General features: G+C 71.2%; 18 protein-coding genes. 7 read left to right on the forward strand and 11 right to left on the reverse strand.

All coding sequences use genetic code 11. The annotated features are described in order from the left end of the window. Positions 1-13 precede the first annotated feature (13 nt). The 4 genes from ACGFX9_RS24060 to ACGFX9_RS24075 form a co-directional block, all read right to left on the reverse strand. Positions 14-982 (reverse strand): hypothetical protein, encoded by a 969-nt coding sequence (locus tag ACGFX9_RS24060; RefSeq protein WP_393475541.1) that lies wholly within the window; start codon positions 980-982, stop codon positions 14-16. Positions 983-1,091: 109 nt separating this feature from the next. Further along, positions 1,092-1,829 carry an LPXTG cell wall anchor domain-containing protein gene (locus ACGFX9_RS24065; protein ID WP_393475543.1) on the reverse strand — a complete coding sequence of 246 codons (738 nt, stop codon included), beginning with the start codon at positions 1,827-1,829 and terminating at the stop codon, positions 1,092-1,094. A 263-nt stretch (positions 1,830-2,092) separates the two neighbouring features. After that, positions 2,093-2,614, reverse strand: coding sequence for an ATP-binding protein (locus tag ACGFX9_RS24070; RefSeq protein ID WP_393475546.1), 522 nt, complete (start codon positions 2,612-2,614; stop codon positions 2,093-2,095). A gap of 307 nt (positions 2,615-2,921) precedes the next feature. Further along, positions 2,922-3,290 (reverse strand): STAS domain-containing protein, encoded by a 369-nt coding sequence (locus ACGFX9_RS24075; protein ID WP_393475548.1) that lies wholly within the window; start codon positions 3,288-3,290, stop codon positions 2,922-2,924. A gap of 247 nt (positions 3,291-3,537) precedes the next feature. Between ACGFX9_RS24075 and ACGFX9_RS24080 the strand changes: the two genes are divergently transcribed. Continuing rightward, positions 3,538-4,497: an RNA polymerase sigma factor SigF gene (locus ACGFX9_RS24080; RefSeq protein ID WP_393475551.1), complete on the forward strand. Its 960-nt coding sequence runs from the start codon at positions 3,538-3,540 to the stop codon at positions 4,495-4,497. A gap of 115 nt (positions 4,498-4,612) precedes the next feature. On the opposite strand, the gene ACGFX9_RS24085 is transcribed toward ACGFX9_RS24080, so the two are convergent. Beyond that, positions 4,613-5,308 (reverse strand): aspartate/glutamate racemase family protein, encoded by a 696-nt coding sequence (locus ACGFX9_RS24085; protein ID WP_393475554.1) that lies wholly within the window; start codon positions 5,306-5,308, stop codon positions 4,613-4,615. A 49-nt stretch (positions 5,309-5,357) separates the two neighbouring features. Further along, positions 5,358-5,735 carry an ATP-binding protein gene (locus tag ACGFX9_RS24090; protein ID WP_393475557.1) on the reverse strand — a complete coding sequence of 126 codons (378 nt, stop codon included), beginning with the start codon at positions 5,733-5,735 and terminating at the stop codon, positions 5,358-5,360. Between the two features lie 120 nt (positions 5,736-5,855). Here ACGFX9_RS24090 and ACGFX9_RS24095 point away from each other — a divergent pair, with 120 nt between their 5' ends. Both ACGFX9_RS24095 and ACGFX9_RS24100 read left to right on the forward strand, forming a co-directional pair. After that, positions 5,856-6,707, forward strand: a complete 852-nt coding sequence (locus ACGFX9_RS24095) for a helix-turn-helix domain-containing protein (RefSeq protein ID WP_393475560.1) — start codon at positions 5,856-5,858, stop codon at positions 6,705-6,707. Then, positions 6,688-6,903 carry a DUF397 domain-containing protein gene (locus ACGFX9_RS24100; protein WP_393475563.1) on the forward strand — a complete coding sequence of 72 codons (216 nt, stop codon included), beginning with the start codon at positions 6,688-6,690 and terminating at the stop codon, positions 6,901-6,903. Before ACGFX9_RS24095 ends, ACGFX9_RS24100 begins: the two co-directional genes overlap by 20 nt. A gap of 98 nt (positions 6,904-7,001) precedes the next feature. On the opposite strand, the gene hutI is transcribed toward ACGFX9_RS24100, so the two are convergent. The 4 genes from hutI to hutU all read right to left on the reverse strand — a co-directional run bounded on the left by hutI (position 7,002) and on the right by hutU (position 12,647). After that, the gene (gene hutI / locus ACGFX9_RS24105; protein ID WP_393475566.1) at positions 7,002-8,174 is read right to left on the reverse strand and encodes an imidazolonepropionase; all 1,173 of its coding nucleotides are present in this window, start codon (positions 8,172-8,174) and stop codon (positions 7,002-7,004) included. 221 nt (positions 8,175-8,395) lie between these two features. After that, a complete protein-coding gene (locus tag ACGFX9_RS24110; RefSeq protein WP_393476559.1) occupies positions 8,396-9,748 on the reverse strand; it encodes a formimidoylglutamate deiminase in 1,353 nt (450 codons plus the stop codon). Further along, complete coding sequence (locus ACGFX9_RS24115; protein ID WP_393476562.1) at positions 9,745-10,947, reverse strand: allantoate amidohydrolase; 1,203 nt, start codon at positions 10,945-10,947, stop codon at positions 9,745-9,747. Before ACGFX9_RS24115 ends, ACGFX9_RS24110 begins: the two co-directional genes overlap by 4 nt. 17 nt (positions 10,948-10,964) lie before the next feature. After that, entirely contained in the window at positions 10,965-12,647 is a 1,683-nt protein-coding gene (gene hutU / locus ACGFX9_RS24120; RefSeq protein ID WP_393475568.1) for a urocanate hydratase, read from the reverse strand. 160 nt (positions 12,648-12,807) lie between these two features. Here hutU and ACGFX9_RS24125 point away from each other — a divergent pair, with 160 nt between their 5' ends. Continuing rightward, the gene (locus tag ACGFX9_RS24125) at positions 12,808-14,226 is read left to right on the forward strand and encodes a diaminopimelate decarboxylase (RefSeq protein WP_393475570.1); all 1,419 of its coding nucleotides are present in this window, start codon (positions 12,808-12,810) and stop codon (positions 14,224-14,226) included. Positions 14,227-14,351: 125 nt separating this feature from the next. Continuing rightward, the gene (locus ACGFX9_RS24130) at positions 14,352-15,719 is read left to right on the forward strand and encodes an APC family permease (RefSeq protein WP_393475577.1); all 1,368 of its coding nucleotides are present in this window, start codon (positions 14,352-14,354) and stop codon (positions 15,717-15,719) included. Positions 15,720-15,722: 3 nt separating this feature from the next. Here the strand turns inward: ACGFX9_RS24130 and ACGFX9_RS24135 are convergent, their stop codons facing one another. Continuing rightward, entirely contained in the window at positions 15,723-18,770 is a 3,048-nt protein-coding gene (locus ACGFX9_RS24135; protein ID WP_393475580.1) for a BTAD domain-containing putative transcriptional regulator, read from the reverse strand. A gap of 160 nt (positions 18,771-18,930) precedes the next feature. On the opposite strand from ACGFX9_RS24135, the gene ACGFX9_RS24140 reads away from it, so the two are divergent. Then, a complete protein-coding gene (locus ACGFX9_RS24140; protein ID WP_393475582.1) occupies positions 18,931-19,791 on the forward strand; it encodes a hypothetical protein in 861 nt (286 codons plus the stop codon). A gap of 16 nt (positions 19,792-19,807) precedes the next feature. Beyond that, entirely contained in the window at positions 19,808-22,066 is a 2,259-nt protein-coding gene (locus ACGFX9_RS24145) for a PQQ-binding-like beta-propeller repeat protein (protein WP_393475585.1), read from the forward strand.

The raw sequence follows: 22,066 nt of genomic DNA on the forward strand, positions 1-22,066 counted from the left end.
AACAGGTAGCCGTTCACAGCTGCTCACCCCTTCCCGCCGTCGCCAACTCCCGTTCCGTACCGCCCTGTTCAGGTTCGTCCGGTGGCAGCTCCGCAACCGCCGCGCCGCGTCTGCGCACGAACCAGACGCCCGCCGCGACCAGGCCGAGCAGCCCGGCCGCGCCCCCCGCCACCGCTCCCCACGGCACGAAGCGCGCCGACGCCTTCGCCTCGTCCCTGGCCCCGCCCGAAGCCGTCACCGTGAGGCTGACCTCGACGGAGTCCAGCGCGGGGGCGTCTCTCCAGGGTTCGGTCAGGGTGACCCTGCGGCCGGGGAGGAGCTCCACCGGAAGCGTGCGGGGGACGCGGTCGAGGAGCGGTCCGAAGACGCCCTCCGCGTGGACCTTCAGCCTGGGGGTCAGGATGGTGTTGCCGCGGTTGACGACGTCGTACGAGATGCGCTTGCCCTCGGCCTTCACGTGCTCGACCGTCAGCGCGGACAGCGTCGGACCGCTCACCCGCAGATGCACGCGGACCCCGGCTTCACGCCCGCCCGCACGCGCGACGACGGCGCCGGGGTGGTCGCCCGGCACCGCGCTCTCGGGCACGCTCACGCTGAACGGCACCTCGGCGCGGGTGCGCGGCGGCACCTTCACCTTGTGCTGCGCGAACCTGATCCAGGAGCCGGTGTCGGTCGGTTTTCCTCGCTCCAGGGAGAACGCGCCGCCCTTGGTGTTGTCCGCGTCCGCGCCGCTCAGCTCCACCGTGCGCGGCTTCGACCCCGGATTGGTGACGGTCACCGTGTCCTGAAGGACGGAACCGGGCGCGCCCTCCACGTAGAAGTAGGGCCGCCCGTCCTTCGCGGGCCGTGCCCCTCCTCCCGCGGAGGGTGCGACGGACCACGCCCCGGAGTCGGCGTACGCCGAAGTCGCCGGTGCCGCGCCGGTCGCCAGTAAGGCCACGGCCACGATGAGAGCGCGGGCAACGGACAGCAGCGACGGCATCGGCGGCTCCTGGATCTTCGTACGCTTCGTGCGCTTCGTACGCGGCGTTCGCGGGGTCGGTCAGGGGCGCGCGCGGTCACCGCGTCCCCACCGACGCCGCGCACAGCCGCTAGCGCGAGCGTGCCGCCTGGTTCCTGCGGGTCAGCCAGAGCGCACCGGCCGCGCCCGCGAGCAGCACCGTGCCGCCGAGGGTGCCGAGCGCGATCGCGGAGTCCGCGGGGCCGGTCTGCGGGAGTTCGTCGCCGCCGGAGGGGGCGCTCGCGGAGCCGCCCGAACCGTCGTCGCTCGTTCCGCCCGAGCTGTCGGAGCCGCCGCCCGTGGTTCCTCCGCCGCCCGAGCCCTTCACGTCGAGCGAGAGCGAGGGCTTGGGACTGTTGGACGGGGTGCACGTCGTCGTCGTACCGAGTGCCTTGATGGTCAGGACACCCGCGGTGAAGGTGACCTTGCCGCTCTTCTTGGGCGTGTACGTCCCCGTCAAGTCACTTATCTTGATGGGGGTGTTGGCGGGGATCGCCTTGTCGTTGGGCGCCCCGGACACCGGTACGGTGCCGCTCTCCGCGCCGCCGAGTTTGATCAGCGCGCTCGGCTTCATCGCACCCTTGCCCAGCTCCACGGGGCTGGAGGAGACGCCCTTCTGGAAGGACATGGTGAGCTTGTAGCCGCTGCCGCTCTTGACGCTCTTTATGTCGATCGGCGATACGGCGCTCTTGTTCCCGATGGGCGTCTTGCACTGGTAGTTGACGTCCTGGACCTCGGCCTGCGCGGCGGGGGCGGCCATCAGCACCACCGAGCCGCCGGCCAAGGCCGTGGCAAGCGCGAGCGCGGCCCTATGTTTTTGGTACGACACCTCGAGTTCCCCTCATGCCGGTCGTGGCGTGCCGCGGTGCGGATTTACTGACGGCACATCAGATTGGGCGCTCAAGGTACGCCCGGGGCCTTGTCGAGGGAAGACAAAGAACGCGCCGGATCTCAGTGATCCGGCGCGCGTACGAACCGTGGGTAACCCAAGGGGGAACTGAACCGGCCTCATGCCGGTCCCGGGCGGACGCCGCGCGTCGACCCGGGGGCGGGCCCTGCACGCGGCCCTGGACGCGGTACTGCGCGCGGCCCTTACACCGGCGCGCTCAGCTCCGCCCACACCGTCTTGCCCGAGACCCCCGGGGTCCGGACGACGCCCCAGTCGAGGCAGAGCCGCTGGACGATGAACATGCCGTGCCCGCCGGGCCGCCCCGCGCGGTGCGGGGTGCGGGGCGCGGGCTGGCCCGCGCCGCGGTCGGACACCTCTATCCGCAGCACTTTGCTGTCGGAGGAGAGCCAGAGCTCGTCGGGGCCCTCGGCGTGCAGGCACGCGTTGGTCACCAGCTCGGACACGACAAGGAGGACGTCCTCCGCGGCGGCGCGCTGATCGGCGCCCGCGGCGGGCAGCCAGCCCCACGCCTGCAGCGCCTGGCGGGCGAAGTCCCGGGAGAGCGGGACGATGCCGCTCGCGCCGTTCAGGCTCAGCCTGCGGACCTGGCGCCCCTGACGCCCCGCCCCGGCCGCCACGGCGGCCTGGTCTGCGGGAGCGTCCGCGACTGCGGCCTCGGACTCCGGGCCACGGTCGCCCGGCGAGTAAGGCCGGGTGGTGCTCATCAGCGCTTCACCTCACCGACAAGAGGACTCTGGACAAGGAACGGACGAGCGGCGGGACGGTTCCGGGCCGCGGACTGCTCGGCTGTTCCTGCTGTTGATTTGGCAACGATTGGGTTTCGGACTTCTGACGGCGGACCCAGGGACGGATCCACGGTGTCTCCTGCCCGGCCGAACGGTGAGAACACCCACTTATTCGACGCGACCCGTGTGACGCTGGTAACCCCGTGATCACATAGCGACAACTGACACGTAACCCCCGAATACGCTCCGTCAGCGGACCTGGTCAGCGGCATGGCCGGGCGGGCGGTCAGTCGGCCAACGCCTCTTCGAGCGTTTCATGGACGGTGAAGACGGCGTCCGCGCCAGTGATCTCGAAAACACGTGCGACCACCGGCAGCATTCCGGCCAGATGGACCCCGCCCCCCGCGGCCTCGGCCTTGAGCCGTGCACCGAGCAGGACGTTGAGTCCGGTGGAGTCCATGAACTCCAGTCGCGAGCAGTCGACGACCAGACGCGAGAAGCCGTCGTCGATGCAGCCCTCGAGTGGCTCACGCAACACATCGGCGGTGTGGTGATCCAACTCACCCGCCGGAGTCACGACGGCACTCGAGCCCTCGCCTCGCACTTCGACCAGAAGTCGGCCCCTATGCGCGCTACCGACTGTCCCGCGGTCCATTCCGTCACTCACTCCCGACCGTCGTGGCTGCTGATGACGCCCTTGAACATTACGCCTTCTCCACGACCTCGGGTACCCGAACATCCCCCAGAATTCGGACATTTCACACCAGAACGCACTTGCGACCTGGCTATAGAACCGGGTAGGGGTAGAGACAGTAATCAACCCGGACGGCTTTGGAGGCGCCGCACACCGCAGTGCACGTATTGGCATCGGCAGCCATATGCCGAGAACGATGGAGGACACCATGTCACCCCAGCTCGACGAATCGCGCACTGACCGAGCGACGTCGACACTCTCACCTAGCCGTATCGAGACCGAGATCCCGGGTCCCCGCACAGAAGCCATGACGGAAGAAGTTCCGGGCCTGGCGGCCGTACCGGAGTCGGAAGCCCTGGAAGGGCTCGACGACCTGCCCGAGATCCCGCCGTTCGCCGAGGTGGGTCCGCTGGATGCGAGGGCTCTTTCCAAGACCCTCTTCGAACGCCTCGAATCACTCGAGGAAGGGACGCACGAGTACGCGTACGTCCGCAACACCCTTGTCGAACTCAACCTCGCCCTGGTCAAGTTCGCCGCCTCCCGGTTCCGCTCCCGCAGCGAGCCGATGGAGGACATCATCCAGGTCGGCACCATCGGCCTGATCAAGGCGATCGACCGCTTCGAGCTCAGCCGTGGCGTCGAGTTCCCCACCTTCGCGATGCCGACGATCGTCGGCGAGATCAAGCGCTTCTTCCGCGACACGAGTTGGTCGGTGCGCGTCCCGCGCCGCCTCCAGGAACTCCGGCTCGACCTCGCCAAGGCGGGCGACGAACTCGCCCAGCAATTCGATCGCGCCCCCACGGTGGGCGAGCTCGCCGAGCGCCTGGGCATCTCCAACGACGAGGTCGTCGAGGGCATGGCGGCGTCCAACGCCTACACGGCGAGCTCCCTCGACGCCCAGCCCGAGGAAGACGACTCCGAGGGCGCGCTCGCGGACCGGATCGGCTACGAGGACCACGGACTCGAAGGCATCGAGTACGTCGAGTCGCTCAAGCCGCTGATCGCCGAACTCCCGCCGCGCGACCGCAAGATCCTCTCGCTCCGCTTCGTCGCCAACATGACGCAGTCGGAGATAGGCGATGAGCTGGGCATCTCGCAGATGCACGTGTCGCGGCTGCTGTCGCGCACTCTCGTCAAGCTTCGCAAGGGATTGACTGTCGACGAGTGAGGTTGCGCGCCGCTCGGCGTTTCTCACGGTTTTCTTTCCCGCCGGTTCATTCCCGCCCACCCGCCCGGTTGCCCCGCAGCTTGGGGTAGGCGGGTGGGTTGCGTTTGTCATCTGCTCATCCGTCCCGCAGGGCCGCCGCCACCGCCGCCTCGGCGTGCAGCCTCGTCGTCGGGAAGACGGGCACCGGGCTGTGCTCCTGCCCGATGAGCAGCTCAATCTCGGTGCACCCCAGAATCACACCCTCCGCCCCCTTCCGTACGAGATCGCCGATAACCCTCTGGTACCCGGCCCGGGACGCCTCACTCACCACACCGAGGCACAACTCCTCATAGATCACCCGGTGCACGAACGCGCGCCCTTCGGCGTCCGGCACGATCACATCGAGCCCACGCGCGGCGAGCCGCTCCCGGTAGAAGTCCTGCTCCATGGTGAAGGCGGTACCGAGCAGCCCCACGCGCCGTACGCCGACCCGCAGTACGGCGTCGGCGGTGGCATCCGCGAGGTGCAGAAGCGGCACGGAGAGGGCACTCTGGACCTGGTCGGCGACCTTGTGCATGGTGTTGGTGCAGATCAGCACGAGATCGGCGCCGGCGGCCTCAACTCCCTTGGCCGCCCCGGCGAGCACCTCCCCGGCCCGCTCCCACTCCCCCGCGACTTGAAGCCGCTCGATCTCGGCGAAGTCGACGGAGTACAACACGCAACGGGCGGAATGCAGCCCGCCGAGCCGCTCCCGGACGAGCTCGTTGAGGAGCCGGTAGTACTCGGCGCTGGACTCCCAGCTCATGCCGCCGATGAGGCCGATGGTCTTCATGGGGTCAGGATCGCATCGGGGACGACACTGCCGACGGACGGCGCCGCACCTAGCCCTCCCTCAGCTCACACCAGACGGTCTTGCTGTCCGGGCCCTGCTCCACGCCCCACCTCAGCGAGACCGCGTCGAGCAGAGCCAGACCGCGCCCCGTCTCGTCATCGCCGCCGGCCAGGCGGAGCAGGGGCCAGGCACGCGGGTCGGGGTCGGTGACAGCCACGCGAATCCGCCCTGCGCCGCCGGTGACTCTCACCGTCACGGGGGTTCCCTCGCCGAGGTGCCGGATCACGTTGCTGAGCAGTTCGCTGACGCAGAGCTGTACGTCGGGGTGGGGGCCGTAGGGGTGCGAGCTCAGGGCGTGTCGGAGCTCGGGGACCGCTTTGGGGACGGCGAGCAGGGCGAGTTCGAAGTCGGGGGCGGGGTCTCTCATGAGCGGGGGTACGCCTTTCCGTGCGCTCTGTGACGGTTCAGTCACACAGTGGCGTGGGGTGGCGTAGCGTGACAGGGGTTTGGGTTGCGCAGGGCAACTGGTAAATGGCGGTGGTGAGTTGTGCCCCCTCGTAAAGATCCCGACGCGTCGGCGAATGTCCCGGCTTTCTACGGCGCCGAGATGCGCTTCAAAAGAGAGGCCGCGGGCCTCACCCTCGAACAGCTGGCTGAGGGCAGCTTCCGGGGGATTTCCTTCCTCAGCCAGATCGAGCGTGGCGAGCGGCGCATGCCGCGTGATCTGGCCCAGCACGTGGACGAGAAACTTCAGACGGACGGCTTTTTCCAACGCCGCTGTGAAGATGCGCGCAAGGCCAGGCAGGGCGGGCATGCGGAGTACTTCGCGGATGTCGCGGAGATGGAGCGTTACGCGGAGTCCATCGAGGACTGGGCTCCGATGATTGTCCCTGGGTTGCTGCAGACGTCGGCGTACGCACGGGCGATCGTGCGGGCGGCGATGCCCCGCGCCTCGACCAGCGAAGTCGAGGAGAAAGTGAACGCCAGGATGGAGCGGGCCGAGCTCTTCAAGCAGGCGAAGCCACCGGAGTTCTGGGTGATCCTGGACGAATCGGTGATCCGTCGACGGGTCCTCGCACCGCAGCAGATGGCCGAGCTACTGGAACACATCGCGGAGGTACTCGAGACCACCAGGTCCATTGCGCAGATCATCCCGGAAACGGCGGCCGCCCATCCGTTCATGATGGGCATGACCCGGACCATGACCTTCTCGGACGCGCCTTCTCTCGTCTACACCGAGAGCCTGCACAGCGGCCAACTCATCGACTATCCGGCGCTCGTGAAGCAGTACCGACAGTCGTACGATCTGCTCAGGGCCGTCGCACTGCCGCCTGAGGCGTCCCTGGCCATGATCCATAATGCGGCTGAGGATTATCGAAATGGCAAGCCAGGAGATTGACTTGAGCACCGCCGTCTGGCGCAAGAGCAGCCACAGCAACGGAACCGGCGGCGAATGCCTTGAGGTAGCCGACGGCCTCCCCGGTGTCGTCCCCGTACGCGACTCCAAGGTCGCGGACAGGCCCGCCCTGGTGATCCCCGCGAACGCGTGGGCCCCCTTCGTCACCGCCGTCGCGAAGGGCGAACTGGCCCTCTGAGAGGGTCCACGGCGAGGCGTGTTGCAAGAAAGTTCCGGCGTGAGCCACGATCCGTGGCTCACGCCGGAACTTTTCTGCACCGCCCTCCGCCAGGAACGTCAGCGCACGCGGACGCCCCGCTGCCACACCGCGCTGACCAGCGGGACTCCCGGGCGGTACGCCAGGTGGACGTGGCTGGGGGCGGCCAGGAGTGCCAGGTCGGCGCGGGCTCCCTCGCGTACGTAACCGACGTCCGTGCGCCGCAGGGCCGCCGCGCCGCCCGCCGTCGCCGACCAGATCGCCTCGTCCGGGGTCATGCCCATGTCCCGTACCGCGAGGGCGATGCAGAAGGGGACGGAGGACGTGAAGGACGAGCCCGGGTTGCAGTCCGTGGAGAGGGCCACCGTCGCGCCCGCGTCCAGGAGGCGGCGGGCGTCGGGCCACTCGGCTCGGGTGGAGAACTCGGCGCCGGGGAGAAGGGTGGCGACCGTGTTGCCCTGAGCCAGGGCGTCTACGTCCGCGTCCGTGAGGTGCGTGCAGTGGTCCGCCGATGCCGCGTCCAGTTCTACGGCCAGTTGCACGCCGGGGCCGTAGGAGAGCTGGTTGGCGTGGATACGGGGGTGCAGGCCCTTCGCCTTGCCCGCCGTCAGGATCGCGCGGGCCTGGTCACCGTCGAAGGCGCCCTTCTCGCAGAACACGTCGATCCAGCGGGCGTGGGGCGCGCAGGCGTCCAGCATCTCGCCGGTGACGAGGTCTACGTACGCTGCCGGGTCCTCGGCGTAGTCCGGGGAGACGATGTGGGCGCCGAGGTACGTGACTTCGTCGGTGTGAGCCGCCGCGATGCGGAGGGCTCGGGACTCGTCCTCCGTGTTGAGGCCGTAGCCCGACTTCGTCTCGAAGGTCGTCGTGCCCTGGCGGAGGGCCTCGGCGAGGTAGTGCGTGAGGTTCGCTTCGAGTTCGGCGTCCGTGGCGGCGCGGGTTGCCGCGACCGTGGTGCGGATGCCTCCCGCGGAGTACGCGCGGCCTGACATCCGGGCGTTGAACTCCTGGGTGCGGTCGCCCGCGAAGAGGAGGTGGGAGTGGGAGTCTACGAAGCCGGGGATGGCCGCCTGGCCTTGGGCGTCGTGGGTCTCGTCCGCCTGGGGGGCCTTGGCGGTGGGGCCCACCCAGGCGATGTGGTCGTCCTCGATGACGACGGCTGCGTTCTCGATGAGGCCGAGGGGGCTGCCGTCTCCCTGGGAGGGGTCGTTCGTGACGAGGCTGGCGATGTTGGTGATGAGGGTGGTGGGCATGGGGGCCTCCATGGTGGCTGGGGTTCGAGCGGTTTTCCTTTCCCCAACCCCGCCCCTTCCCGAAAACCCGCTGGCGCGGGGGCCTTGCGTACCGTCATCACCGGCTCCGCCGAGTTCGTCCTCAAACGCCGGACGGGCTGAAAAGACGACCGCGGGGCAATCGGGTGGGCGGGCGGGAAAGATCCGCCGCGAAGCGGCGGCTCAGCGCTACAGGGAATGAATCACTCTCTCAGCGCCGCCACCGCCTCCGTCAGAGCCGACGCCACGTCAGGAACCAAGGCGTGGACTCCGTCCCGTACGACATGGCGGCCCCCCACCACCGTATGGCGGACGTCCGCCGCCGTCGCCGCGAACACCGCCGCCTCGGCGGCCAGGCGGGGGACGGGGCCCGCCGTGCGGACCGAGTCCAGGGCGATCGTCGCCAAGTCGGCCAGCGCGCCCACCTCAAGCACGCCCGCGTCCGCCCAGCCCAGCGCCGCATGGCCATCGGCGGTAGCCGCCCGCAGCAGTGCCGCCGCCGTCCAGTGGCCCCGCGTGTGCGAGCGCAGGCGCTCGTTCAGTTCCATGGCCCGCGCCTCTTCGAGGATGTCGATCACCGCGTGGCTGTCGCTGCCCAGGGACAGGGGGCTGCCCGCGCCCTGGAGGCGGGTCGCCGGGCCGATGCCGTCCGCCAGGTCGCGTTCCGTCGTGGGGCACATGCACGTACCCGTCGTGGAGCGGCCGAGCAGGGCGATGTCCTCGTCCGTGAGGTGCGTGTTGTGCACGCCCGTCGTACGGGGGCCGAGCACCCCGTGGTCCGCCAGGAGACGGGTCGGAGTCCGGCCGTGGACCGACAGGCATGCCTCGTTCTCCGCCTTCTGCTCGGAGAGGTGGATGTGGAGGGGGCTTTCGCGGGACGTTGCCCAGTCCGCCACCACTCCCAACTGCCTTGCCGGGACCGCCCGTACGGAGTGGATCGCCGCACCGATCCGCGCGTGGGCACGGTCCTTCAGGGCCGACGCCCGTTCCGCCCACGCCTCCGTCGTGCCGTCGGAGAAGCGCAGCTGGTGGCGGTTGGGCGCCTCCCCGCGCGTCTCACTCAACAGCCCCGACGCCACGTACGCCGTGTCCAGAAGCGTGATGCGGATGCCCGCGTCCGCCGCCGCCTGGATCAGCGCCTCGCCCATCGCGTTGGGGTCCGCATAAGCCACCCCGCCCGGCGCATGGTGCACGTAGTGGAATTCGCCCACCGTCGTGACGCCCGCCAGGGCCATCTCCGCGTACACCGCCCTGGCCAGCGCGTGGTACGTATCCGGTGTCAGGCGGTCCGCCACGGAGTACATGACCTCGCGCCACGTCCAGAACGTGCCCGAGCCCACCTGGACCGTGCCCCGCAGGGCCCGGTGGAAGGCGTGGCTGTGGGCGTTCGCCATGCCTGGGATCGTCAGGCCGCGCAGTACCGTCGCGCCCTGCGGCGGTGTCTCGACTCCCTTGCGTACGGCCGTGATCCGGTCGCCCGTCACCTCTACCGCCACGCCCGGCTCCACCGTCGGGTCGAGCCAGGCCTGCTCCAGCCAATACGTGTCCGTCGTCACCTGCACGCCAGCCCTTCCAGTACGTCGGCCAGTGCGGTCACCCCGGCCAGGCAGTCGTCCTCGGCGGCGTACTCGGCCGGGGAGTGCGAGACACCCGTGGGGTTCCGTACGAACAGCATGGCGGTGGGGATCGAGCCGGACAAAATACCCGCGTCGTGTCCCGCGCCCGTTCCCAGGACGGGCAACTCCCGGCCCGTGCTGCCGCCGAGGATCCTGCCCAGCTCGTCCCGCAGGGCGTCCTCGAACTCGACCACCGGGGTGAACGACTCCCGGACCACGTCCAGGTCGATGCCGTGCCGGTCCGCGTACTCGCGTGCCGCCTTCTCGATGCCCGTGACGACCGTGTCGAGGGTGGACTGGTCGGCCGCCCGGGAATCCAGCCAGCCGCGCACAAGGGAGGGGATCGCGTTCACCCCGTTCGGCTCGACCGCGATCTTTCCGAACGTCGCCACCGCGCCCGCGAGTTCCGCCTCCCTGCGGGCCGCGAGGACCGTCTCCGCGTACGACAGCATCGGATCGCGGCGGTCCACCAGACGGGTGGTGCCCGCGTGGTTGGCCTCGCCCCTGAAGTCGAAGCGCCAGCGGCCGTGCGGCCAGATGGCGGACGCGATCCCGACCGGGTCGCCGGTCAGGTCGAGCGCGCGGCCCTGCTCCACGTGCAGCTCTACGAACGCGCCGATGCGGGCCAGGCGTTCGGGGTCCGGGCCGATGGTCGAAGGGTCGTGACCCGCCGCCTCCATCGCCTGGGGGAGGGTGACCCCGGACGCGTCCTTCAGCTCGTACGCCTTCTCGCGCGTCAGCTGCCCCGCGGTCAGGCGCGAGCCCACGCAGGCCAGGCCGAAGCGTGCGCCCTCCTCGTCGCCGAAGTTGGTGATGGCCAGGGGGCGCGTGAACGCGACCTTCCTGGCGCGGAGTTCGTCGAGCGCCGCGAAGGAGGAGACGACGCCGAGCGGGCCGTCGAAGGCGCCGCCGTCCGGGACGGAGTCCAGGTGCGAGCCGGTGACGACCGCGTCGCCGCGGGCGGGGTCGCCGAGCCAGGCCCACTGGTTGCCGTTGCGGTCGACCTCGTAGTCGAGGCCGCGGGCCTCCGCCTGCGCCTGGAACCAGAGGCGGCACTCGGTGTCGGCGCCGGTCCAGGCGTAGCGGCGGTAGCCGCCGGAGGCGTCGCTGCGGCCGATGGGCCGCAGCGAGCGCCACATGGCATGGAACGTGTCGCTCACGCCTGGTCACCCTCGCTGCCGTCGTCACCCTCGCGCATCGGGATCCGTACGCCCTTCTCGTCCGCCACCGACTCCGCGATGTCGTAACCCGCGTCCACGTGCCGGATGACGCCCATGCCCGGGTCGTTGGTGAGGACGCGGCGGATCTTCTCGCCCGCCAGCTTGGTGCCGTCGGCGACCGAGACCTGACCGGCGTGGATGGAGCGGCCCATGCCGACGCCGCCGCCGTGGTGGATGGAGACCCAGGAGGCGCCCGACGCGACGTTGACCATGGCGTTCAGGAGCGGCCAGTCGGCGATCGCGTCGGAGCCGTCGAGCATCGCCTCCGTCTCGCGGTAGGGGGAGGCGACGGAACCGCAGTCGAGGTGGTCGCGGCCGATCGCGAGCGGGGCGGCGAGGGTGCCGTTGCCGACCATGTCGTTGAACATGTCGCCCGCCTTGTCGCGCTCGCCCTGGCCGAGCCAGCAGATGCGCGCCGGGAGGCCCTGGAAGTGGACGCGCTCCCCCGCCATCTTGATCCAGCGGTGCAGGGATTCGTTCTCCGGGAAGAGGTCGAGGAGCGCCTTGTCCGTCTTGTGGATGTCCGACGCCTCGCCCGAGAGCGCCGCCCAGCGGAAGGGGCCCTTGCCCTCGCAGAAGAGAGGGCGGATGTAGGCGGGGACGAAGCCCGGGAACGCGAACGCGCGGTCATAGCCAGCCAGTTGGGCCTCGCCGCGGATGGAGTTGCCGTAGTCGAAGACCTCGGCGCCCGCGTCCATGAAGCCGACCATCGCCTCGACGTGCCGCGCCATGGACTCACGGGCGCGGGTGGTGAAGCCCGCCGGGTCCTTGGCCGCGGCGTCCGCCATGTCCTCGAAGGCGACACCCACCGGGAGGTACGCCAGCGGGTCGTGGGCGCTCGTCTGGTCCGTGACGATGTCGATCGGCGCGGACTCGGCCAGCATCCTCGGAAGCAGGTCCGCCGCGTTGCCGAGCAGGCCGATGGAGAGGGGGCGACGGGCGTCGCGCGCCTCCACCGCCAGCTGGAGCGCGTGCTCCAGGGAGTCGGCCTTCACGTCCAGGTACTTGTGCTCGATGCGGCGCTCGATGGCGCGCGGGTCGACGTCGATGCAGATCGCGACGCCGTCGTTCATGGTGACCGCGAGGGGCTGCGCGCCGCCCATGCCGCCGAGGCCCGCGGTGAGCGTGATCGTCCCGGCCAGGGTGCCGTTGAACTTCTTGGCGGCGACGGCGGCGAACGTCTCGTACGTGCCCTGGAGGATGCCCTGCGTGCCGATGTAGATCCAGGAGCCCGCCGTCATCTGGCCGTACATGGTGAGGCCGAGGGCCTCAAGACGCCGGAACTCCTCCCAGTTCGCCCAGTCGCCGACCAGGTTGGAGTTGGCGATGAGGACGCGCGGGGCCCACTCGTGGGTCTGCATGACGCCGACGGGGCGGCCCGACTGGACGAGCATCGTCTCGTCCTGCTTGAGGGTCCGGAGCGTACGGACCATCGCGTCGAACGAACTCCAGTCGCGGGCGGCCTTGCCTGTGCCTCCGTAGACGACGAGCTTGTCGGGGTGCTCGGCGACCTCCGGGTCCAGGTTGTTCTGGAGCATGCGGAGGGCGGCTTCCTGCTGCCATCCCAGGGCGCTCAGTTCCGTGCCGCGCGGTGCCCGTACGGGGCGGGGTCCTGACATGGCGATGCCTCCTCGCGTGAAGCTCTGCTGATGGTCTGCTGATGGTCTGCTCGTGATGCTCAGCTGTGACCTTGTTATTCACATCCTGCGATGTTGAATAGAACTAGTCAATACATGGGTACGGCAGCGAGACCGCGCGGCGGGTGATTGTCTGGAACGCATGAACGATCAGGGCTCGGGGACCGCACACGTATCGGAAGCGACAGATCCGGCGACGGTTCCGGTGACAGCCCAGGCGACAGTTCCGGCCACCAACGCCGCCACCCTCCGTGACCAGGCCGTCCGCGCCGCCGTGGAGCAAGGCCTTGTCGGCCCCGCAGCCCCCATCGCCGGACTCCTCGACGTCACCGGCATCCGCACGTCCGCCGCCGCCCTGCGCGCCGCCTTCGAAGCCGTCACGCCGCCCGACACCCCCGTACTGCACGCCTTCGCGGTGAAGGCCTCACCCCTGGTCCCGGTCCTGCGGCTGCTTCGCGACGCGGGCATCGGCGCGGAGGTGGCGAGCCCCGGCGAGCTGGCCCTGGCCCGCGCGGCGGGCGTACCGCCCACGCACACCGTCCTGGACTCGCCCGCGAAGACCCCCGCCGAGCTGCGCGAAGCCCTCGCGCTCGGAATCGCCGTAAACGCGGACAATCCGCAAGAGCTGGCCCGCCTGGACTCGATGACCCAGTCGGCGCCCACCCGCTCCCCGATCGGCCTGCGCGTGAACCCGCAGATCGGCGGCGGCTCCATCGGCGCCCTGTCCACCGCGACGGCGACCTCCAAGTTCGGCGTCGCACTGCTCGACGACGGCGCCCGCGAGTGGGTCGTCCAGGCGTACCTGGACCGACCCTGGATGACCCGGCTGCACGCCCACTCCGGTTCGCAGGGCATGCCGCTCGAACTGATGGTGCGGGGCGTCGCGGCGACGTACGAACTGGCCGAGGAGATCAACGGACGGGCCGGCCGGCAGCAGATCGACACCCTCGACATCGGCGGCGGACTGCCCGTCAACTTCGGTTCCGACGAGGAGAGTCCGACCCACGCGCAGTACGCGCGCCGCCTCAAGTCCCGCGTGCCAGGGCTGCTCGACGGGCGCTACGGCCTGGTCACCGAGTTCGGCCGCTCGCTGCTCGCCAAGCACGGCACGATCCTCGCCCGCGTCGAGTACGCCAAGTCGGCGGGCACCCGGCCCATCGCGGTGACGCACGCGGGCGTGCAGGTGGCGCCGCGCACGGTGTACGCGCCCGCGTCCTGGCCGCTGCGGATCGCCGCGTACGACGCCAAGGGGCGCACCAAGAGCGGCCCGCCCGTGGGCCAGGACATCGCGGGGCCCGCCTGCTTCGCGGGCGACCTGCTCGCCGAGAACCGTCCGCTGCCGCTCCTGGAACAGGGCGACTACGCGGCGGCGCTCGACACGGGGGCGTACTACTTCGCGCACCACTACTCGTACAACAGCCTTGCCAGGCCCGGCGTTTACGGTTTCGCGGCGGGCCCGGGCGACGAGGTCACCTTCGCCACCGTGCGGGAGCCGCAGACGCTTGAGGAGATCGTCGCCGAGTCGGGAGGCGGGCGGCGGGACGCGCTGCGGGACCTCTGAGGCTCGCACGGCGGGAGCTCCGAGGCTCGCGCGGCGCCACCTCTGAGGTTCCTCAACTCCCGCATCCCCGCGTCCCTTCCGGGGCAGACGTCCCCTCCAGGCACACCCCCGGGGGAGATGATCCTGTGACGACATCCGGCACGCCCGCCACCGCGCCACCGTCCGCCGAAGAACCGGCGCTGCACCGCGCGATCGGCCCCAAACTCCTTGTCCTCTTCGTGATCGGCGACATCCTCGGCACCGGCATCTACGCCACCACCGGCAAGGTCGCGGGGAAGGTCGGCGGCGCGCTGTGGGTGCCGTTCGCGATCGGCTTCGTCGTGGCGATCCTGACGGCGGCCTCGTACGTCGAACTGGTCGGTAAGTACCCGAAGGCGGCGGGAGCGGCGCTCTACACCCAGAAGGCCTTCAAGACGCCCTTCCTCACCTTCATCATCGCGTTCATGGTGATGTGCTCAGGGCTTTCGTCCGCGAGCGCCGCGGCCCGCGCCTTCAGCGGCGACTACCTCGGCGAACTGACGGGCGACGCGCTGCCGCCGACCCTCGTCGCGATCACCTTCATCCTGGCGCTCGCGGCGCTGAACCTGCGGGGCGTCGCGGAGTCCGTCAAAGCGAACGTGGTCCTCACGCTCGTCGAGCTGACGGGCCTGGTCATCATCCTCGCGATCGGCGCGTACGCCGTCCTGAGCGGGGACGGCGAACCCTCCCGCCTCACGGACTTCGAGGCGGGCGACGGCACGGCCTACGCCCTGATGACGGGCGTGCTCGGCGCGACCGCGCTCGGTTTCTTCGCCTTCGTCGGCTTCGAGGACTCGGTGAACATGGCCGAGGAGACGAAGGATCCGGTGCGTACGTTCCCGAGGGCGATCTTCATCGGCGTCGCGGTGACGGGCGCGATCTACGTCCTGGTGGCACTGGTGTCGTCCCTGCTCGTCGACTACAAGGTGCTTGAGGGCTCCAGCGGGCCGCTCCTGGAGGTCGTGAAGGCGGGCGGCATCGACTTCCCGCACAAACTCTTCGCGCTGATCGCCCTGTTCGCGGTGACCAACTCGGCCCTCATCAACATCATGATGGCCTCGCGCCTCTGCTACGGCATGGCGAACGAGCGCATCCTGCCGCGCGCGATGGGCAAGGTCCTCCCCCGCCGCCGCACGCCGGTCGTCGGCATCGTCTTCGTCTCGCTGCTGGCCATCGGCCTGGTGTCGACGGGCGAGATCGAGGGCCTCGGCGACACCACGGCGTTCCTGCTGCTGTGCGTGTTCGCGGTGGTCAACGTGGCGGTCCTCGTCCTGCGCCGCGACCCGGTCGAACACCGGCACTTCCGTACGCCGACGGCTCTTCCGGTGCTCGGAGCGATCACCGCCCTGATCCTCGCGAGCCCGCTGGCGGACCGCCCCGCCGAGGTCTACATCCGGGCGGGTGTACTGATCGCGATCGGCATCGGCCTTTGGGTGGTCAACAAGGTGGTGCTGCGGACCCGGGGCGAGGAGTAGCCGCTACGCCGAGCCGGCCAGGGACCGGGCGATGCGGAACTGCCGCTCGGCCTCGGCCGGGTCACCCGCCGTCGCGTAGGTGCGTCCGAGCCTGCGGCGGACCTCCATCTCAAGGGGCCTGCTGGTGTGCTCGGTGAGCGTGGCCAGGGCCTCCCGCTGGAGGGTGATGGCCAGGGGCAGGTCACCGCGGCCGTGTTCCGCGGCCCCGAGCAGGGACAGGCTCGTCGCGCGCAACTGCAGGTCGCCGACCTCCCGGGCCAGCTCCGCCGCGCGCCGCGCCAGGTCCTTGACCTCGGTGTGCCGGCCGAGTGCCAGGTGGGCCTCGGCGGTGAAGCACAGGGTCTTGCTGATCATCCTGGGGCGGCCGATCTTCTCGGCGAAGGCGAGCGAGGTGGCGTAGTACGTGAGCGCCTTCTCGTGCCGCCCCTCCTGGTCGTGCAGGGCGCCGAGCTGACAGCTCGACATCCCGGCAAGCCAGTCGTCGTCGAGCCGGGACGCGAGCCCCATGACCTCGCTCAGGTGGGCGGCCGCCTCCGGAAGGCGGCCCAGCGCACGCTCCGCGGCGCCCATGACGGCGATCGCCCGGGCCTGCTCGCGCAGGTCGCCCCGGGGGCGGGCGATGCTCAGCGCGTCGGCGCACCAGGCGTACGCCTGCTGGAAGCGCCCCTGGTAGATGTCCGCGATGGCCAGGCAGTTGCGCAGGGAGGAGGGCATCCGCCGGTCCCCTGCCAGGTCGGCGCCGGGCAGCGCGAGCTCCAGGGCGGAGCGGCACTCGTGGAAGCGGCCCTGGCGGACCAGCGGGTCGACCAGCGACTCGGCGATCCAGCAGGCGTGGTCGGGCTGCCCGGTGGCCGCCGCGAAGGCCACCACGTCGAGCAGCTGGCCGCCCGCGACCTCCAGCCACGCGTCGGCCTCCCGCCAGTCCGGGAAGGGCGAGTCGGAGACGTCGGGGCCGGTCGGATACCCCTCGGGGCCCCAGTCGCTGGCGATGCGCCCGGCGGCCGTGTAGAGGTGCAGCACCGCGGCGCGGTCCGCCGCGGCCTCATCGGGCACGGCGGCGGAGAGGCGGCGCGTGTGGTCGCGTACGAGATCGTGCAGCCGGTAGCGGCCGGGCCGTGGCTGCTGCAACAGGCTCGCGTCGACCAGCCGCTCCAGGAGGTCCTCGGCGTCCCGGAGCGGGCGGCCCAGCATGACGGCGGGGGTCAGCCCGTCGAACTCGGCGGTCGGGGACTGGCCCAGCGCACGGAAGCCGCGCCGCAGTTCCGGGGCGAGCAGGTCGTAGGACATCCGGAAGGCGGCCTCCACGCTGCGGTCCTCCGCCCGGAGCTCGCCCAGCCGGTGTTCATCGCCCGACATCCGGCCGACCAGGTGGGCCACCGTCCAGGACGGCCGGTTCTGCAGCCGGGCCCCGGCGATCCGCAGCGCAAGCGGGAGGCCGCCGCAGCGGCGGGCGAGTTCCTGCGCGGCCTCCGGTTCCTGTCCTGCGCGCGCCTCCCCGAGGAGACGCGTGAGCAGGGCGACCGCGTCGCCGGTCTCCAGCGGCTCCACGGTCAGCCGCCGGTCGGCGTCGAGGCCGGACAGGCGCTGGCGGCCGGCCACGAGGACCAGGCTGCCCGGGCCCGCGGGCAGCAGGGGGCGCACCTGTTCCGCGCCCCGGGCGTCGTCCACGACAAGCAGCAGCCGCAAGGAGCTGGTGGCCGCACGCCATGCGGTGACCAGTTCGTCGAGCTCGTCCGGGAGTTCGTCGTCGGCGCCGTTGACGGCACGGAGCAGCTGGTGCAGGGCGCGTTGCGGGCGCAGGCTCTCGTGCGGGGCGCCGTGCGTGTGCAGGTCCACGAAGAGACAGCCGTCCGGGTACTGGTCCTGCAGCGTCCAGGCGGCGCGGACAAGCAGTGCGGTCTTGCCGACGCCCGCCGTGCCGTCGACGGCGGCCACGGAGACGGATCCGGGGCCGGCGGGCACCGGCTCGGTGAGCAGGGCGAGTTCCCGCTCCCGGCCGACGAGCCAGGCGGTGTCGCCGGGGAGTTCGTTGCGGCGAGGGCGTGCCGGGGGCGGGGAGGGGGCGCCCTCGGGCGGCTTTGCGGGGGTGGGTGTGCTCGCGCTGCGTGCCGTGTTCGCGGTGCGGGGCGGTGGGGCCGTGCCGAGCAACAGGTGACCGTCGCGGCGCAGCACGCCCTGGTGCACCCGGCGCAGCTCCTCGCCGGGCTCCACGCCCAGTTCCTCCCGGAGCCGGTCCCGGGTCTCGTGGTAGGCGGCGAGCGCCTCGGCCTGCCGCCCACTGCCGTACAGCGCGCGCATCCGCAGGGCGGCGAGTGGTTCGTCGTGCGGCTGGGCCATGGGCGCGGCCAGCAGCTCGTCCAGGGCCTCCGCGTACCGGCCAAGGAGCACCAGGCACTCCACCCGCTCCTGGTGCAGGGTGCGCCGCTGCCGGGCGAGACGCTGCCGCTCGGCGTCGGCGAGCGGTCCCGGCAGGCCTGCCAGCGGCTCCCCGCGGAACAGGTCCAGGGCCCGCGTACAGCCGTCGAGGGCGGCGGACAGGTCACCCACGGTCCTCGCGCCACGCACCGCGGCACCCCGGCCGGTCAACTCACGCAGGTCCAGGTCGGCTTCGCCGGGCACGAAGCGGTAGCCGCCGCGCTCACCCCGGATCACGGATGCGGTGGGGCCGGTGCCGGGCACGTCCAGCGCCTTGCGCAGGGGGTAGACGTAACTGGGCAGGACGCGGCGGCCCGTTCCAGGTGGCTCAAGTCCCCATACGTCGTCGAGTAGTTGCTGGTGGGTGACGAGCTTCTCCGCCCGCAGGACCAGTGCGGCGAGGACCGCCTGCCGCCGTACGGGACCGAGGTCGAACGGCACCTCGCCACGGCGGGCGACGACCGGACCGAGCAGGGCGAGGCGCAGTCGGCCCGTCACGGCCTCCGAATCGGAGGGGCCGGAGGGGCCGGAGGGGCCCGCCGGGCCTGACGTGCCCGCATCTGCCGCGCCCGGCGCCTTCTCCGTACCCGCTCTGCTCGTGCCCGCTCTGCTCGTGCCTGCTCTGCTCGCGCCCACTGCGAACTCCCCCGTGTTTCCTGCGCTCCGCACAGTTCCCCGTTTTCCCCGTGGCGGCCGAATCCCTCTGCTTCAGCAGAATTTCATCGGCATTGCAGTGTCTCGCGAGAGGGTCCGGTGCGGTCCCGAGGGTGTGAACCGTAGGAAAGCGAGCTGCTCCGTGAGTGAGAACCCGCAGGTGGATCCCCGGCAGGGCTTCGGCGAGGCGCACCAGGGCCCCGGCCAGGCGCCGCCCCCGATGCCCGGCCAGGCCCCGCCGCCCGTCCCGCCGCAGGCGCCGGGCGCGCCCTCGGCCTGGTCGCAGCAGGTACCGCCCGGCGGCGCGGGCGGTACCGGCAACTCGGGCCCTGGCAGCGGCCGTTCGCGCGCCTGGCTGATCGGGGGCGCCGCGGCGCTCGCCGTGGCCGTGATCATCGGGGTGGTCGTCGCCACGTCGGGGGACGACGACAAGGACACCGCGTCGGGCAAGCCGCCCGGCGTGCCCGGAGGCGTCACCAAACCGAAGGCACCGTCGGACGAGGCGGCCTCGGGGGGCAAGGCGTACACCAAGGTGCCCAAGGGATGCGAGCTGATCAAGGCTCCCACCATCGAGAAGATCGCGCCCGGCAGCACGTGCGAGCCCGGCCTGATGGACGACGCGGACCTGGCGACGATGATCACCAGGTCGCCGACGTGGAAAGCGCCCGACTCCGGCAGCGATTACCAGAGCCTGGATGTGAAGCTCACGGTCGGCCCGACGGCCAAGAGCCTGTACGACATAGACAAGAAGGTCGCCATGAAGGACATGGGGCCCACGTACAAGGTGACGGACTCCCGGCCGGTCAGCGGGCTCGGCAAGGAGGCCTTCGTCGTCCACGCCGTCGACGACTCGCTGGTCTGGGTGAAGGTGCTCGTCCGTGAGGGCAACGCCACGGTCCGCACCCAGTTCGTCTACAGCACGACGAGCTCCGACAGGACGCCGAAGCAGACCGAGGCCGACGCCGTCACCGCCGCCCGAGACGTGCTCGGCTCGCTGAGCTGACCACCGCGGCGACGACATGCACACCCACCCCTACGGGGACAGCGACCCCACGGCCGCACAGCCCACGCCCCCCACCGTGCCGCAGCCGCCGGGCCACGCCCACCGGCAGCAGAGCCCCGCCCGTATCGGCCCCTACGAGGTCTTCCAGCTCCTCGGCGAGGGCGGCATGGGACGGGTGTTCCTCGCCAGGTCGCCGGGGTCGCGGCTGGTCGCCCTGAAGGTGATCCGGCCCGAGTACGCCGAGGCGCCGAACTTCCGCGGGCGCTTCCGGCGCGAGGCCGAGTCCGCCCGCCGCGTGAGCGGCTTCTTCACCCCGCCGGTTCTCGACGCGGACGCGGACGCCCCGCAGCCCTGGCTGGCCACGGCCTACGTCCCCGCGCCGTCCCTGCACGACGTCGTACGCGGCTTCGGCGTGCTGCCCGAGGCCGGCCTGCGGGCCCTGGGCGCCGGTCTCGCGGAGGCGCTGCCGGCCATCCATGACGCCGGCATCGTCCACCGCGACCTCAAGCCCGGCAACGTACTCATCACCGAGGACGGGCCCCGCGTCATCGACTTCGGCATCAGCAGCGCGGTGGACGCCACCCAGGTGACCCGGACCGACGCCGTGATGGGGACGCCCGGGTTCATGGCGCCCGAGCAGATCGTGTCGAGCCGCGAGGCGGGGCCGCCGGCCGACATCTTCTCCCTGGGCTGCGTCCTGGTCTTCGCGGCCACCGGGCGCGGGCCCTTCGGTACGGGAGGGACGGCCGAGATCCTCTACCGGGCCGTCCACCACGCTCCCCGACTCGACGGCACACCACCGGAGTTGTGGCCCCTGGTCAGTGCCTGCCTGGACAAGGACCCCGCCCGCAGGCCGCCCGCCGCCGAGGTACTGGCCGCGCTGGGGGACACCGACCCCGCCGCGCTGCTCACGCCGGGCCTGCGGGAGGACCTCGCGCGACGGCAGGCGCATGCCGCCCTCCTGGTCTCCGCGCCGCCCGTGCCCATGGCGTCCCTCTCGCCGCCCGTCGACCCGTTCGCCGCCACCGCCGCCAACGGGCCGGGCCGCCGCAGGTTCCTGTGGATCGCCGCGGCCGGCACCACCGTCGTGGCGGGCGGCGGGGCCGCGGCGCTGGCCGGGTGGCGGTCGGAGCCCCGCAAGGCCCCGGCCCGCGGCGGCGGTGCGGGGACCACCGGCCGGCCGGCGGCCAAGGTCCCGGCCGGGCCGGAGCCGCGGTGGTCGGTCCCCCTGAAGAAGCTGGCGAGCGCGCGACTCCAGCTCCTCGGCGACGTGTTGGTGCACTGGGAGCAGAGACGCGCCACCGCCTACGACACCGCCTCCGGGAAGGAACGCTGGGCGGGGTCGCTGCGGCTGCCCTCCGGCGTCTCGGGGGGCCCGAAGTGGCTGGGTGTGTGCGGGCCGACGCTGTTCGCCTCGGCCTGGAACGGTGATCACGGCCATCTGCTGGGTGTCGACGCCGCCGGGAAGCAGAAGTTCACGTATGCGGTCACCGAGCGGGGTGCCGCCGACGGGTTCGCCGACTTCGTCGAGAGCATCCTGTCCGTCGCCGGTTCGGTCGCGGTCCTCGGCACGAGCGGCGACAAGGGGTACGGGGTGCTCGCGGTCGATCTCGGCTCGGGCGAGGTGCTGTGGTCGCGCAAGGTCGGAGGCAGCGATTTCCAGGCGTACGCCGAAGGAAGCCGCTGCTTCGTCCAGGACAACGGCACGCTCCACGGCCTCGCCCTGCGCTCGGGCGCCGAACGGTGGAAGGTCCCGGGCGTCATCGAACCCGGCGCCTACCCCCGCCTGTCCTCCGACGGCGAGACCCTGCTCGTCACCAGCACCAAGGTGCGGGCCTACCGCGTCACCGACGGCAAGAAGCTGTGGACGGCCGTCAACGAGACGACCAACATCGGCACGGCCAGGGTCCGCGGCGAGCGGGCCTACCTCTACGACGGCGCGGGCACCGTGTTCGCCCTGGACATGAGCGGCGGGAAGCAGGTGTGGCACACGGCGAGCCCGGTGCATCTGACGACCACCGGCGGCGCGCAGGACGAGGGGCCCGCCGTCTCCTCTTCCGTGCTGGCCATCGCCACCTGGGCCACCGGCGACCTGCCGGGCTTCATCGTCCTGCGCACCTCCGACGGAAAACCGCTCTGGGCGCACCAGCCCTCCGGCGGTAAGGCCGGGAGTAGCGCCGGAGGCAAGACCGACTGGCTGCTGCGGATCTCCGGCAGCACCCTCTTCGCCGCATCCGAGACCACCCTCCACGCCTTCCGGAGCGATACGCCGTGA

Source organism: Streptomyces sp. NPDC048436 (assembly GCF_043200355.1).
GTDB lineage: Bacteria > Actinomycetota > Actinomycetes > Streptomycetales > Streptomycetaceae > Streptomyces.